This window comes from Anaerolineales bacterium (assembly GCA_037382465.1).
Lineage (GTDB): Bacteria > Chloroflexota > Anaerolineae > Anaerolineales > E44-bin32 > WVZH01.
Window position 1 is genome coordinate 98877 of sequence record JARRPX010000009.1, and the last position, 14483, is coordinate 113359.

At 58.6% G+C, this 14483-nt stretch carries 11 protein-coding genes; 1 reads left to right on the plus strand and 10 read right to left on the minus strand.

All coding sequences use genetic code 11. From position 1 onward, the window contains the following. Positions 1-14 precede the first annotated feature (14 nt). From P8Z34_04385 to nusA, 8 genes are all read right to left on the minus strand, one after another. Complete coding sequence (locus P8Z34_04385) at positions 15-1439, minus strand: FAD-dependent thymidylate synthase (protein ID MEJ2549901.1); 1425 nt, start codon at positions 1437-1439, stop codon at positions 15-17. Then, on the minus strand, positions 1432-2376 hold the full coding sequence (locus P8Z34_04390) for a bifunctional riboflavin kinase/FAD synthetase (GenBank protein MEJ2549902.1): 945 nt from the start codon (positions 2374-2376) through the stop codon (positions 1432-1434). Before P8Z34_04390 ends, P8Z34_04385 begins: the two co-directional genes overlap by 8 nt. 7 nt (positions 2377-2383) lie before the next feature. Next, positions 2384-3265, minus strand: coding sequence for a tRNA pseudouridine(55) synthase TruB (gene truB, locus P8Z34_04395; protein ID MEJ2549903.1), 882 nt, complete (start codon positions 3263-3265; stop codon positions 2384-2386). Next, complete coding sequence (locus P8Z34_04400; GenBank protein ID MEJ2549904.1) at positions 3262-4233, minus strand: bifunctional oligoribonuclease/PAP phosphatase NrnA; 972 nt, start codon at positions 4231-4233, stop codon at positions 3262-3264. The genes truB and P8Z34_04400 overlap by 4 nt, the downstream gene beginning before the upstream one ends. Next, positions 4223-4600: a 30S ribosome-binding factor RbfA gene (gene rbfA / locus P8Z34_04405; protein MEJ2549905.1), complete on the minus strand. Its 378-nt coding sequence runs from the start codon at positions 4598-4600 to the stop codon at positions 4223-4225. The genes P8Z34_04400 and rbfA overlap by 11 nt, the downstream gene beginning before the upstream one ends. Before the next feature lie 9 nt (positions 4601-4609). Further along, the gene (gene infB, locus P8Z34_04410) at positions 4610-6400 is read right to left on the minus strand and encodes a translation initiation factor IF-2 (protein MEJ2549906.1); all 1791 of its coding nucleotides are present in this window, start codon (positions 6398-6400) and stop codon (positions 4610-4612) included. A 115-nt stretch (positions 6401-6515) separates the two neighbouring features. Beyond that, entirely contained in the window at positions 6516-6761 is a 246-nt protein-coding gene (locus P8Z34_04415) for a YlxR family protein (protein ID MEJ2549907.1), read from the minus strand. A gap of 84 nt (positions 6762-6845) precedes the next feature. After that, on the minus strand, positions 6846-8819 hold the full coding sequence (gene nusA / locus P8Z34_04420; protein ID MEJ2549908.1) for a transcription termination factor NusA: 1974 nt from the start codon (positions 8817-8819) through the stop codon (positions 6846-6848). A gap of 322 nt (positions 8820-9141) precedes the next feature. On the opposite strand from nusA, the gene P8Z34_04425 reads away from it, so the two are divergent. Then, positions 9142-11631 carry a DNA topoisomerase 4 subunit A gene (locus P8Z34_04425; protein MEJ2549909.1) on the plus strand — a complete coding sequence of 830 codons (2490 nt, stop codon included), beginning with the start codon at positions 9142-9144 and terminating at the stop codon, positions 11629-11631. Positions 11632-11718: 87 nt separating this feature from the next. On the opposite strand, the gene P8Z34_04430 is transcribed toward P8Z34_04425, so the two are convergent. After that, complete coding sequence (locus tag P8Z34_04430) at positions 11719-13191, minus strand: LysM domain-containing protein (GenBank protein ID MEJ2549910.1); 1473 nt, start codon at positions 13189-13191, stop codon at positions 11719-11721. Beyond that, positions 13188-14483 (minus strand): hypothetical protein (locus P8Z34_04435; GenBank protein ID MEJ2549911.1); only part of this gene is annotated, 1296 nt, incomplete at its 5' end. The genes P8Z34_04430 and P8Z34_04435, both read right to left, overlap by 4 nt.

Sequence of the window (14483 nt, forward strand, 5' to 3'; positions counted from 1 at the left end):
AGGGAGTCGTCGTCTTACGACTTTAAGAAATATTCGGATTCGATGGATCGCCCATCTACGTTCTGCGGCATACGCAAAAAGCCGGCGAGCAGCGGATGCACCTGGCGCACCTTCTCGGCCACGAGCAGCGCGATACGGCGCATGGAGAAATGTGCGTTGGGCCTGGCCCGCAATTCACACAGGTGAAAGACCTCGCGCAAATTCAGCGTACACAGCACGCGGCGGTTGAAGCCGTTGGGGACGATGTAGGAGGCGGCGTAGAGATTCTCATCCGCCAGGCTGCGATACGCATTTGCAGCTTTTTCCATACTCTCGCAATAGGTATCTTCGAAACCGGCATCGGCGATCAGGCGCGGAACGGCGTATCCCAGATCGGGGGTCAGGCGCTGCGGAGTTTGCGTCATCATGCGGTGGCGTTTGAGTTCGAAATAGGCGCCCTGATCCAGGACGATGTCGAACGTGTAAACGGCGTGCTCCAACGCGCGCAGGGGTGCGTCGAATTTATCCATGCGGCCCAGGATCGCTTCCGCCAAACCCCGGCGTTCTTTCGCAGACATGCTTCGAACGGCCGCTTCAGCCGCCTCGAACGAACTGCCGGAGTGTTCGTACAGCGCCGCCGCCAGGACCCGCAGCTCCCCTTCGGAGTCGTAGGTCGTCAACACCACGGATTCCTCTGCCGGTGAATGCTCTAATTCCACCGCCCGCTGCGTCAGATCCCGCTCGGTTTCCACACGGTAGGGAACCTCGCTCGCGTACTTGACCAACGTGGGCACTTCTTCTTGCGCCACGGCTTTCACCGCCTCGCCGATCTCGCGCACTTCTGTCAGGGGGTGCGACAACATCTTACGCAGCGCGTGCTCCAACACCCGCGCGTTTACCGTCATGCCCAGGTTGGCAAACGCTGCACTCGGCAGCAGGAAACGACACGAATCGACGTACTTCGAGCGGATGCGCCGATCCCAAGCTTCGTCCGACTCGTTTTCCCTGGGTGGATGCTGTTCGCGAACGATCCGGCGCGCCGGTTCGAGCGATTGCCGATAGGCTTCGAACAGCGCGTCGCACGTCTCTCGATATTTACTTGCGTTCGAACCACTGTGAAAGGCTGCGGGCCAGTGATAGCCGCCGGGCTGCCACTGCTGGTAACGCGTAGACTTTTCCGTGTAGGACGCCAGGCGGTTCGATTCGATGCACTCGATAGCCAGACGGGAAACGTTCTCGAATGCGATGTGCAGCACCGCGTGTTCCGCTACCGATCCGTGGCCGTACCCCACGACCCATTTCTCGTGGAACTCCGCCGATTGCTCGTCGCTCAGTTCCTCGGCGATTTCCTGGAACGATAACGGAGAACGGGAGGTTTTGGCGAAGGCGACCGCGATCGTCTCCGGACTGAGACGCTTCGGGGAGAGAAGGTAAATTCGACGTTGAAGGTCCTCAGGCATTTTCTCCCTCCAGAGTTGGCTCCAGAATCGACCGCGCCCTGCGGATATCGTCTTTGATTTGCTGGATCAGATCATCCGGAGACGCAAAGCGTCGTTCAGCCCGCAGCCGCTCGACGAAACCCACACGCAGGTGCTGGCCGTAGAGATCGCCGTTGAAATCCAGGATATGCGTTTCGACTGTAGGAGGCACGGGTTCGCTTTCGAAGGTCGGCCGCACGCCGATGTTCGTCACCGCCGGCCGGCGTTTGCCGTCGTACTCGACGGTGCAGGCATAGACGCCCGATCCCGGGTACGCACGTTCCTCCTGGATTTGCAGATTCGCGGTCGGGATCCCCAATTCCCGTCCCCTGCCCACGCCCTGCACGACATCACCCGGCAGCACGAAGATTCGTCCCAGATAATGCGCCACGCGTGCAACCTCCCCTGAAAGTAATGCCTGGCGCACGATCGACGATCGCACCGTTTCGCCGTTGAGCGTGAAGGGGGGGAAGATTTTTACTTCGAACGCATACTCGCTGCTCACCGACTCGAGATAGGCGCGGTTTCCCGTGCGGTCCCGGCCCAGCGTGAAATCTTCACCGATCCACAATCGTTTGAATGAAAGCTGACGATGGAGGAGATCCAGGAAATCCCTGGCAGAAACGCGAGACAGGGCGCGGTCGAATCGCTGCGTCACGACGTAGTCGACGCCCAACGCCCCGATAAGATCGGCTTTTTCATCCGGCAGAGTGATGTAGAACGATGGACTGCGGCTGCGGAGCACGACCGAGGGATGGGGATAGAAAGTAAGCACGACGGCAGGAAGATCGCGATCGTGAGCGTCTGAAACCATGGCCCGGATCAACGCCTGATGCCCGACGTGTACGCCATCGAAGGCGCCGATCGTCAAGCCACAACCTGGCAAATGGAGTGAATGGATGTCATGCAGGTGCTGCATGCCTGTTTTACCTTGGGAATACCTTGCGGGGATGCCACTCCTTGCCGTCTTCGACAGCTTCAAGAATCGCCACGAGATCCCCGTCCGGTCCAATCGCTCGTGCGATGCCCGTCGCTTCGGATTTTGCCTCAATCCGATGGCCGAAAAGGATCTTTTCCAGGTCCTCCCCCTCGACGTTTACGATGGGAACATCGGGCAGGGCATCTGCTGCCGGACGTACATACTGCTCCCACTTTCCTGTCAGAAATCCAACTTCCAATTTCGGCAGCGGTATCGCATCTTCCAACGTAAATGGACCTGCCTTCGTGCGCTGCAATTTCGCCAGATGGGCGCCGCAAGAAAGCTTTTCGCCGAGGTCGTTCGCCAGGGAACGGATGTACGTCCCGGCCGTGCATTCGACATCGAGAACGACGTCGGGGGGTTTGTAACTGACGATATCAATGTGGTGAATTGTGACCTGGCGTGGCTCCAGGTCCACCTCTTTCCCCTTGCGTGCCAGTTCGTAAGCCTTTTTTCCGCGTATTTTAATGGCGCTGAACGGCGGCGGTACTTGTTCGATTTCGCCCCGGAAGTCATCCAGCGCCGCTTCAATCTCGGCGCGTTTGGGCACCTTCCCGGTTTCGCGCACGACCGGACCTTCCGAATCATAGGTCTCGGTCGACGACCCAAAACGAACAACCGCCTCGTAACGTTTGGAAGATGTTGAGAGATACTCACTCAACCGGGTTGCCGCTCCCAAACACAGCACCAAAACCCCCGACGCCCGCGGATCGAGCGTTCCCGCATGACCGACTTTGCGTATCCCCATGCCTCGACGGACGAGGGACACGATCTTGTGCGACGTCGGACCTACGGGCTTATCCACAATTAACAAACCAAACACACTCATTTATCCAACTCCATTACGCCGTTCAACGCTCCCAATGAGGCGGAGAGGACGTTCCGCTTGACCGTTCCGAGCTCCCCCGAAATTATAGCGCCTGCGGCCTGATGATGGCCTCCCCCTCCAAAAGAGGTCGCAAGTTCAGCGACGTTCACATCATCCTTGGAGCGCCAACTGATTTTAACCGATCCACCCTCCTGTTCCACCAGCAGGACGGCGATCTTCGCGCCCTCGATGGTCGAAAGGACGTTGATCAAATCGGCGTCATCGATGCCCGGATAACCGGCGATGTGCCGGTCTTCGAGGCTCAGGCTGGTAATGATGACGCCATCGTGACGCTCCAACCGGGAGAGACCTTGGCCCCAGTAGCGCGCCGCGGCGAAAGTCCTCCGATTCAACGAGTTCTGATAGACCTCGGTCAACTCCGCTCCGTACTCGATCAGCGCTGCCGCGACGCGCAGGGTTTTCGCCGTGACGTTCGACGTTCGAAAACCGATCGTATCCGTCACCAATCCCAGCATGAGATGCGTCGCGATCTGCGCATCCAGCGGAAGATCCAACTCGAGCAGAAAATCATAGAGGACCTGCGTCGTTGCAGCAGCGGTTGGCTGGACGATGTTGATTGCGGCAAAGTCTGTGTTCGTCGGATGGTGATCGATGTTGAGGTCCGGCTGGCCTTTGAGCGCAGCCTCATCGATCCCCAGCCTGCCCAGATCCGACACGTCCACTGCGATCAGGGCGCCGTAATCCGCCGGAAATTCCGTACGGATCTCATCCGTATTGGCGATGAAATTCAGCGTTTGCGGCACACCATCGACGAGAATCGGCGTCGCTCGCTTGCCCATCTGCCGAAGGCTCCGGGAGAGCGCAAGCAAACTCCCCACGGCATCTCCGTCCGGACGGATGTGGCCTACAATGACGAAGTCGTCCTTCGCTTCGATTAGCCTGCCCGCTTTGAGAATTTCAGACTTCACTCATATCCCCATCATCCCCCTTTTCATGATCCAGCATATCGAGAAGCTCATCGATTCGTGCGCCGCGTGTTTGGGATGCATCCCATCGAAAACGAAGTTTTGGAAACTGTCGTAATCGGATGCGGCCAGAAAGCTGTTTACGGATATATCCAGACGCTCCTTCGAGCGCGTGCAGCACTTCATCGCGGCGGTCATCGGAACCGATCGCCGTGACGTAAATCGTCGCATAAGTCAACTCACGATCCACATCTGCAGCCGTCACCGTCACCATCGAAAGCCGGGGGTCTGACATTTCGCGCTGCATCAAGACCGCCAGCTCCTCGCGGATGCGATCGCCTATCCTGCGCGCTCTTGCCTGACTCACCATGGCACGTCTCTATTCAACCGCGACGGTCTCTTCCGTGAAACACTCGAGTATGTCGCCCTCTTTGAAATCATCGAAGCCTTTGACCCCAATGCCGCATTCGAAGCCTTCGCGTATCTCGCGCTCATCATCTTTGCCGTGCTTAAGTGAGGTTACGGGTCCTTCATACAAGACTTCGTCCCCTCGACGAACGCGTATATTGGCGTTGCGGCGGATGACGCCCTTCGAGACCACGCATCCCGCGATGTTACCCAGCTTGGGGATACGAAAAACCTGGCGGACATCGGCGCGCCCGATGACGACGACCCGTTTTTCCGGCTCGAGCATGCCTTTCAAAGCCTTCTCGATATCTTCCGTCAAACGGTAGATGATGTCGTACAGCCGGATATCGATGCCTTCGACTTCAGCCGCTCGTTTGGCGGCCTGATCGGGAGCGACGTTGAACCCGATCACGATCGCATCCGAAGCGGTGGCGAGCATGATATCGCTTTCGCTGATGTTGCCGGTGTCCGCGTGAAGCACGTTCACTTGAATGTCACCCGCACTGAGCTCGCGCAGCGAATTCGTGATCGGCTCGAGCGAACCTTGAACGTCGGCCTTGATAACCAGGCGCAGCTCCTGCGCCTCACCGGCCTGGAACGCATCGAAGATCTGTTCCAGGGACATCGCCGGGGGTTTCGATTTGCGTTCCTCCTCGGCCATCTTTCGATCCAACGTAGCGTTGCGCGCTTCGCGTTCCGATTCGTAGACCGTAAACAATTCGCCCGCCATCGGGACGTCGGATAGCCCGAGTATCGAAACCGGCGTGGACGGTGGCGCTTCTTCCACCGCATTGCCCTGGTAATCGAACATGGCCCGGATGCGCCCACAGGAAGTGCCCACAGCGATGAAATCTCCGACCCTCAGGGTGCCATTTTGCACCAGCAGGGTCGCCACGACGCCCTTGCTTTTATCGAGCTCGCCTTCGATCACAGTTCCCAGCGTCTTCCCGTTGGGATTGGCTTTGATCTCGGTGGCATCGGCGACCAGCAGGATCGCCTCGAGTAAATCCTCGATCCCCGAGCGCAGTTTTGCCGATACAGGAACAACCATCGTGTCGCCTTCCCAGTCGTCCGGCTGCAGACCCACGTCCGCCAATTCCTGTTTGACACGATCGAGGTTGGCTGAATCACGATCGATCTTGTTCAGCGCCACCAAAATCGGAACCCTCGCTGCGCGTGCATGCGCCAGCGCCTCCCTGGTTTGGGGCATGATCCCGTCATCGGCGGCAACCACCAGAACAGCGATATCCGCTCCCTGGGCGCCGCGCGCACGCATGGCGGTGAACGCCTGATGCCCCGGTGTGTCCAGAAAAGTAATCGGGCGTCCGTTATGTTCGACCTGGTACGCGGCGATGTGCTGTGTGATTCCACCCACCTCGCCTTCGGCGACGTTCGTCTCCCGGATGGCGTCCAGCAAAGTCGTCTTCCCGTGATCCACGTGGCCGAGCATGGTCACGACGGGCGCCCGGTCGACCAACGCTTCGGGATCCTCGTCGTCGATCATGCGCCGCCAATCCGGCACCTGTGATTCATCAGCGGCTTCTTCATGATCTGCGCTGATCATCTGCTGCGCTTCGAAGCCGAATTCTTCCAATAAAATCGCTGCAGTATCGAAATCGATTTGCTGGTTGATGTTCGCCATTACCCCATTGGCCATCAATTGCTTGATGACCTCAATGGGACTGACTTCAATCTCCGTCGCAAGATCGCGAATTGTAATATTGGAGGGGATTTCTACTACCTTATGGCCATTCTCACTCATCATAAACCTCCCGCACGAGCCTCTTCGGCTGCGAAAGGCGAGCGGCCGATAAGGCTAGGGGAATAATATACTTCGTTTAATTTGCGCCTTGGCGTAACCAGGCTGCTGGCTCGCCTCAGCCATTTTGCTCTTTCACCAAACCATCCATGAAAGCCGTCAACTCCTGCCGGGTTTCCGGTGTGATTTCTGTATTGAGGGCTTTCGCTAACGCACCATTCAGTGCGGCTTGCCAACACGCGCCGGAATCGTGCACGTACGCGCCCCGACCCGGTGCTTTACCACTCATGTCGATCTTCACACCCTCCGGACCTCGTACGATGCGGATCAGCGAACGTTTTGGCAATACCTCTCGACAACCCACACACGTCCGCTGCGGAACGTGTCGCTGATGTCGTTTTTTTGACGTCAATTTCACGCCCTCCGCATCCCGGTGGAAGGGATTCCGCTAGTACCGATCTTCCCAATCCTCTTGCTGGCGCTTGCGACGACGAGTAACGATCATCTCTCCGCTTTCCGGGTCATACTCCACGATACGCTTTTTCCGTTTCCTGCGTTGCTTATCGTCGTCAAGATCATCTTCGTCGTCTTCTTCTTCCACGAGTTCTTCCAGCTCTTTCGGCGCTTCGAATTGAACCGGCGTCTTGAGTTCATCGATGGCTGCTTTGAACGCAGCTTCAAAAGCCGTCATCGGTTCGCCCGGTTCGGTTTCGGGCACGGCCACCTGTTCGGGCTCCTGCGCGACTTCTTCCGCCTCGGCAGGTTCCACGGCTTCAGCTTCCACGCCCTCCGGCGCAGCGGCGGCTTCCGCTTCGACGAGTTCGGGCTCTTCGGCCGCTTCTGTTTCGATTTCAGCTTCAGCTTCCACGCCCTCAGGCGCAGCGGCTTCGACTGCCTCCTCGACTTCTGGCTCGGCGGCAGGTTCTGGATACTCGAAGGCTTCGTGTTTCTCGCGGATTTCCTCGACGGCTTTCGGTCCGATTCCGGGGATGTTCAAGATCGCATCTTCATCGAGTTTCAACTTTTCCATCAACTGGCCGGCTGTTTTGTAGCCCGCTTCGTCGAGGAGATTGTAAACGCGAGTCGAGAGATCGAGTGCTTCAAGATCGACGTCATACGCCGTTTCCGGAATCGCCGACCGCACTTCATCGAGGCGCTCCTGCATGACCTGACGAACGGCAGCACGACGGGAAACGACTTCGGATTGGACACGATCGACGAACTGCCGCATCTCCTGATACTCTTCGGGGGTGATCGGGCGATTTTCCGCCTTCTTGGCCAGAATGACGTCAACCGCTTCGATTCCTTCTTTCTCCCGTTTGGCTAAATCTGCATATTCGCTGTCGGTTTGCAGCAAGTTAACCGAATCCGCCACGGCCTCGGGAAGGCTTTTAATATCGATGCGCCAGCCCGTCAGCCGCGCCGCGAGACGGGCGTTTACGCCCGCTCGTCCGATAGCCAGACTCAATTGATCCTCCGGAACCACGACCATAGCCGTTTTGCCGCTTTCCAGATTGTCATCCAGATAGACGCCGGAGACGCGCGCGGGGCTCAATGCTTTTGCGATGAACGTGGCCGCATCCGGATTCCATTCGATCACGTCGATCTTTTCATCGTTCAGATCACGCACGACCGACTGGATGCGAACGCCGCGCAAACCGACACAGGCGCCCACCGGATCGACGCCGTCCCGCATGGCGGCGACGGCCACCTTGGCGCGCTTGCCTGCTTCTCGGGCGATGGCTTTGATCTCGACCAGGCCCTGGTTGATTTCCGGGACCTCCATCTCGAGCAACCGGCGCAGCATGGCAGGATGGGTACGAGAAACCACGATCACCGGTCCGCGAGAAGACTTGCGCACTTCGAGCACGTACACGCGGATTCGATCGCGTACCCGGAAGCGTTCTCCAGGGATCTGTTGATTGCGCGGCAGTATCGCTTCCGCACGCCCGAGCAAGCCGACCATCACGGCTTGCGGGGTGATCGAATGCACCGTGCCGTGCACCATGTCCCCCTCGCGCTCGATGAACTCGGAGTACTGCGCTTCACGCTCTGCTTCACGCAAGCGCTGCAGCATCACCTGTTTCGCGGTCTGGGCCGCCACGCGACCAAAATCCTCGGGCGTCGACTCGACCATGATGACGCCGCCCAACTCCACCTCAGGATCGATTTTTCGAGCCTCGTCGATCAAAACCTCGGTGGCAGGATTTTCCACTTCATCCACGACTTCTTTCTCGGCATAGACAACGATGTCGCCCGAACCCGGATCAATACGTACTTCCACGTTCTGCGCGCTGGAGGCGTTTACCGACCTGCGGTATGCGGAGGCCATCGCCGCTTCCAGTGTCTCCATCACCGTCTCTGCCGGTAGACTGAAGCGTTCGGTTATTTCGTTAAATGCAAGCGAAAATTCACTTTTCATCGATCGCTTTTCCTCACCAGGTACCCTATTACGCAGAAAAAGTGGGCTCCACCCACTTTTACACGTAACTTCTCGATTTGGAACCCTGCGTTTAAGATTGTAGCATAGAGATATATACACTGCAAGTAATTGGAATTTATTCATTGCCGTGCGGTCTCAGCACTCTTCTGCGCGGTGTTTGCCCGAGGATCTCGACAAGTCACGGCTTTCACGACAGACATCTATAACGACCGGATTCTTCCTTCGACGAACGTTTGAATTGACGCTGGCCGCGCCTCCCTTTATCATACCTGCGTGAACGCAACCCCCGATGAGGTGAAACATGGAAGTTGGATTGGTAAAGAGAATCGACATAGACAATGAAATGCAGCAATCCTATCTGGATTACGCCATGAGCGTGATCGTCTCGCGCGCACTTCCCGATGCGCGCGATGGATTGAAACCCGTTCACCGCCGCATTCTTTATGCAATGCACGCCATGGGTATCCGGCCGGATTCAGATTTCAAGAAATCCGCCCGCATCGTCGGTGAGGTACTGGGGAAATTCCACCCGCACGGAGACATGGCTGTATACGATGCCATGGCACGCATGGCGCAGGTATTTTCGATGCGCTACCCACTCGTAGCGGGCCAGGGAAATTTCGGTTCCATGGACGGAGACCCACCGGCCGCCATGCGCTACACCGAGGCGAGACTGACGCCGCTGTCCATGGAAATGATGTCCGACATCGAGAAAGAAACGGTCTCGTTCGTAGAAAACTTCGACGGCTCGATGGAAGAACCCACCGTTATTCCCGCCGGATTCCCGAACCTGCTCGTGAACGGTGCGACCGGAATCGCCGTCGGCATGTCCACCTCCATTCCACCGCACAACATGAGCGAAGTCTGCGACGCCTTGATCTACATGCTCGAGAATTGGTCGTCCATGGACTCGATCAGCCTGGACGACATCATGAAGTTCATCAAGGGTCCGGATTTCCCCACCGGCGGCATCATCCTGCACGGCGGCAAGGGACAGGATCTTGCGGCAGCGTACGCCAGCGGTCGCGGCAAGATCAAACTACAGGCGAGGGCCCACATCGAGGAAATGAGCCGCGGCCGCTCCCGCATCATCGTCACGGAATTGCCTTATCAGACCAACAAGGCCAACCTGATCGAACGCATTGCCGATTTGGCCAGGACCAGTCATCTCGAGGGCCTGGCCGACCTTAGGGATGAATCCGACCGCCAGGGATTGCGCATCGTTCTCGAGCTGACGAAAAACGCCGATCCGCAGAAGTTGCTGCAGGAACTCTACAAGCGCACGCCGATGCAATACACCTTCAGCGTGATCATGCTCGCCCTGGTGGACGATGAGCCCCGGCTGCTCGGCCTGAAACAGGCGCTGCGCGTGTATCTCGAACACCGCATCGAAATCATCCGCAAACGAAGCGAGTACGATCTCGCACGTGCGCGAGAACGCGAGCACATTCTGGCCGGCTTGCGCATCGCAATCCAGAACCTGGATGAAGTCATCCAGATGATCCGCAGCTCGAAAGACGCCGCACAGGCGAAGAACCGGCTGATGAAGAATCTCAAGCTGAGCGACATTCAGGCGACGGCCATCCTCGACATGCCGTTGAGACGCTTATCCAGTTTGGAGCGCAAGAAGATCGAAAATGAATACAAGAAAGTGGTCGCCACGATCAATAAATTGGAAGGGCTGCTTCGCTCGCCCAAGAAGATGCGCAGCTTGATCGCCGAGGAGGTCACGCAAATTCGAACGACGTACGGCGACCGCCGGCGCACGCAGATCGTCGAGACCGGCAGCGGAAAGGGAAAACGCAAGGTTCTCACGGCTGGCGATCTCGCGCCCGCCAAGGAAACGTGGGTCGTGATCCGCCGCGACGGTTTGATCTCACGCTCCCCGACGGCGCGGCTGCCCCGCCTGGCCAGCCGGAAGGCTCCCGGACTGGTGCTCGGCGCCAGCGTGCGCGACACGCTCTACCTCTTCAACAAGGAGGGACAGGCCGTCGCCCTTCCCGTTCATACCGTTCCCGAGTGTGACAAGCCCGAAGACGGTTCGGCCGTCGCCGGAATTTCTCCCTTCACACCCGACGACGAGGTCGTCGCAGGTCTGGCGTTATCTCCGGAATGGGTGGGACGGGAAAACAGGGGCTGCTTCCTGCTCCTTTGCACGCAGCAAGGTATGGTTAAAAAAGCAGATCTGGAAATCCTGCCCGGACCCTCTTCGCGCGCGTTCCAGGCCATTCGCGTCGCCGAGAACGATCGCCTCGGCTGGGTGTGCCTGACGTGCGGCGGAGACGATGTGTGCATCGTCAACAGCGCAGGCATGGCGATACGTTTCTCCGAATCCGAAGTGCGCCCGACCGGGCTCGCTGCGGCCGGAGTCATGGGCATACGGATGGGGGACACAGATTGCGTAGTGGGGTTCGGTGTCGTGCGGCCCAAGAGGGAGCTCTTCCTGATCAGCGAGGACGGACAAGCCAAACGAAGCGCATTGAGCCAATTCCCCAGCCAGGGACGTTACGGAAAGGGTGTGCTTGCCTGGAAGTCCGCAGAATCGATCCAGCTCATCGGCGCCGCCATCGGCACGCCCGGCGATCGTCTCGTCGTCCACCGCGCCCGCGGGGCAAGCCGCTCGCTGCGCTTCTCCGATGCGCCCCGCAAAGCACGCACGGCGAGCGGGAAACCCATCCTGGACTTGAAAGAGGGAAACCGGCTCGTCCTATTGACGATGGTGCTTCCAAGACCGGATATGGAGGTCAAATCCGAACCGAAGAAATCAAATGCTGCAAAGAAAAAGAAGTAAACCGCAGCGAAATACACCGACGCTGGCAGATCGACCCGAGTTGGCCGCCTCGCGCCTCTCGTCGATCGGGAATGGAAGCAACCGCCTTTATTGCGGCACTTCGTAGTAGATGCGAGTATCCGCGGAGGAGTACTCACTGGCGACGACGACCTTCGAGCCCTTGGTGAGTGTTCCCTGATACGGGGCATCGCCGTACGCAGCCAGCCAGCCGTCGAGCACAAACGGAATCACCCCGGCGGCGGCGATCCACTCGCCATTGTAACGGCGGGCAAGGTGCACGTGCGTTCCAGTGGCCTCGCCGCCTTCACAGGATGGATGTCCGAGAACATCGCCTTTTTGTACCCCTTCGCCCGCGGCAATGCGATCGTCCGTCGCCACGTGAAAGAAGAACAGCACCCAACCGGTCCGTTCGTCGCCATCCCCATCCAGGTCGAGCACCACGGCGGCCTCAGCGCTGCGTGAAATCATGCCGCCAGCCGGCGCCACGATCCATTCCGCGGAAGAGATACAGCCGCTTTCTTCGGAAGGAGGCCCGAAGTCCAGGGCGCCCAGCGGAAGGGCTCTGCCCCACGAGTAGTGTGGGCCCGCCGTGAAATCCCAGACGCGGTCCGTTGCAAAGGGAAGCGTCAGTTCCGGCTGCTGCAGATTGGCAGGGATGAAGTCTTCTTGCAGGTCGAATGGATTCCCCCAGAGGGAGACATACGTTTGATAGAAACCGTCCGGACTGACGGCCCGGTCGAAATCCTCCTGCCCGTACAGGCTGGCGAAGACGTACTGCACGGCAACCGTACCGGCGTTGAGCCAGGGATCGGGCCGCACGAGCAAACCGTCCGTCAATTCCAACTCCCGCAGACTTCCCTCCCGCCAACCATAATAGCCATCGTTGATTTCCTCGGCCACCCAGATCAACTGTCCGAACAGCCCGGGAAATCGAGGGTTTTGGTATCCGAGTGGAAATCGGGCATCATCGCCGCTCGGAAAAGGCTGGGTCATCGCTTGCGTTTGATATTCCAACAAGGCCAGCAGCAATCTGGGGTTCACGGAGTAATTGCGCGCCACCACCTCGACCACGTCCCACGCCTCCCGCTGCTTGCTGTAGGCGTAATCAGACAAGCCGGCGAGGAAACCGGGACGCTGGCGTATTTCCCCGGAAACGTCGAACCCGACCGCGGTGGGGCCGTTGACGATCTCACTGTCCGGTAATATTTGAAACGGGGAACCCAACAAGGGTTGATAATAGGCCGGGATTCTCATCGGGTAGCCCGGCGGAAGCGTCGTCACGCCGGAGGGCAGATCGGGATTTTCGGCCAGGATTTCTTCCACGCTGGTGTTGAAGTGCGCCGCCAACGCCGGCAGGTTGTCCCCATTTTGGGCCACGTAGTCGAACACCTCGCCCGGGGCATGCCGCGTACGAACGGGCAGCGGCGTCGGGCCGCTCTGCACGGTCGGACTCGCTGAAGCCGGAACGTCCGGCGTCGAAAACGGTACGGATGAACAAGCGCCTGTGACAACGAAGATCGCTGCACAAGCCATCAATATGCATGTAGATCGCAAATTCATCTTTGGATCAACGTCTCATGGGAAGCACAGGGGCAGGCGAGCACGATCTGATCGCCTTTGACGAGTGCCCCCTGATAAGGTTCTGCCCCCGCCACCGCAACCCAGCCGCTCAACTCAAAAGGCAGCGGACCATCGGCGAGGATCCATTCACCGTTGTATTTACGGGCGATGTGGATGTGCGTGCCCGTTGCAGTTCCACCTTCACACGACGGATGTCCGATGAGATCTCCGCTTTCGACGTACGTCCCTGCGCGAATGCGGTTCTCCGTGGCGATGTGCAGATACAACAATACCCATCCCGTCTGCTCGCGGCCGTCTCCATCCATATCCAATACGACCACACCTTCTTCACTGCGCACGATGTATCCCGGCGCTGCAGCCAAAACCCAGCTGTCGGATTTAACGCACCCGGATTCGATCGAGGCCGGCGCAAAGTCGAGCGCAGCCCACGCGCTGTCGCGTTCCCAAGCGCCGTGCGGCCCACCCGTGAAAGCCCACACCTGCCCTCGCAGGAAAGGCAGAATCAAATCCGGTTGTTCGACGCCATACTCATACAGTGGGTGTTCGTACGCCCAGGGGTCGCCGAAGAAATCCTGATACACATCCATGAACTCCTGCAGCGCAACTACCCACTCCGCCTGAGTTCGATTTATCGAGAGGAAGAATTGAATGGCAACGGTCCCGGCGTTCAAATCCGGCGCCAGGCGAATACTCGTTCCATCCGAGAAATCCAACTCGGTAATCGCTCCCGCCCGCCAGCCGTAATAACCGTTTCCGAGCTCGTTCGCCGTCCAACCCAACTGCCGGAAGAGCCCGGGGGATTGTTCGGCAACGTGACCCATGGGGTAAGTGAACTCGTCCCCTATCGGCGCAGATGGATCGGTCACCCAGCCGGATTCGAATTCGAGCAGGGCCAACAACAGACGCGGATTGACCGAATTGTCCCGCGCAGCGACCGCCAACACCTCCGGTCCCGGACGGAAAGGAGATCCCAGCGATTCGCGGTATTTCGTGAGATAGCCACCATACTGCCCGGCAAACGAAGCAACGTCGAATTCGACGGCGTGCGGCGAGAAGATGATTTCACTGTCGGGGAGCAGGCGTTCGTTCGGACCGGTGGTCCCGATTCGGTCCGGAATGAACAGCCATTGGCCGGGATTGATCAATCCCCGGGTGTCCGGCAAAGGCTCCGTTGAAGTGATGTCTTCCGGGACGACCCCAAAACGGACCGACACAGAATGCAGGCTGTCTCCGGGCTGCGCCTCGTACACCAGCGTTTCAGGTTCTTCATC

What these genes read in the sequence shown, in the direction of transcription:
- P8Z34_04385 (MEJ2549901.1), bottom strand. Translation starts at nt 1,439, where the DNA reads ATGCCTGAGGACCTTCAACGTCGAATTTACCTTCTCTCCCCGAAGCGT.
- P8Z34_04390 (MEJ2549902.1), bottom strand. Translation starts at nt 2,376, where the DNA reads ATGCAGCACCTGCATGACATCCATTCACTCCATTTGCCAGGTTGTGGC.
- truB (MEJ2549903.1), bottom strand. Translation starts at nt 3,265, where the DNA reads ATGAGTGTGTTTGGTTTGTTAATTGTGGATAAGCCCGTAGGTCCGACG.
- rbfA (MEJ2549905.1), bottom strand. Translation starts at nt 4,600, where the DNA reads ATGGTGAGTCAGGCAAGAGCGCGCAGGATAGGCGATCGCATCCGCGAG.
- infB (MEJ2549906.1), bottom strand. Translation starts at nt 6,400, where the DNA reads ATGAGTGAGAATGGCCATAAGGTAGTAGAAATCCCCTCCAATATTACA.
- nusA (MEJ2549908.1), bottom strand. Translation starts at nt 8,819, where the DNA reads ATGAAAAGTGAATTTTCGCTTGCATTTAACGAAATAACCGAACGCTTC.
- P8Z34_04425 (MEJ2549909.1), top strand. Translation starts at nt 9,142, where the DNA reads ATGGAAGTTGGATTGGTAAAGAGAATCGACATAGACAATGAAATGCAG.
- P8Z34_04430 (MEJ2549910.1), bottom strand. Translation starts at nt 13,191, where the DNA reads ATGAATTTGCGATCTACATGCATATTGATGGCTTGTGCAGCGATCTTC.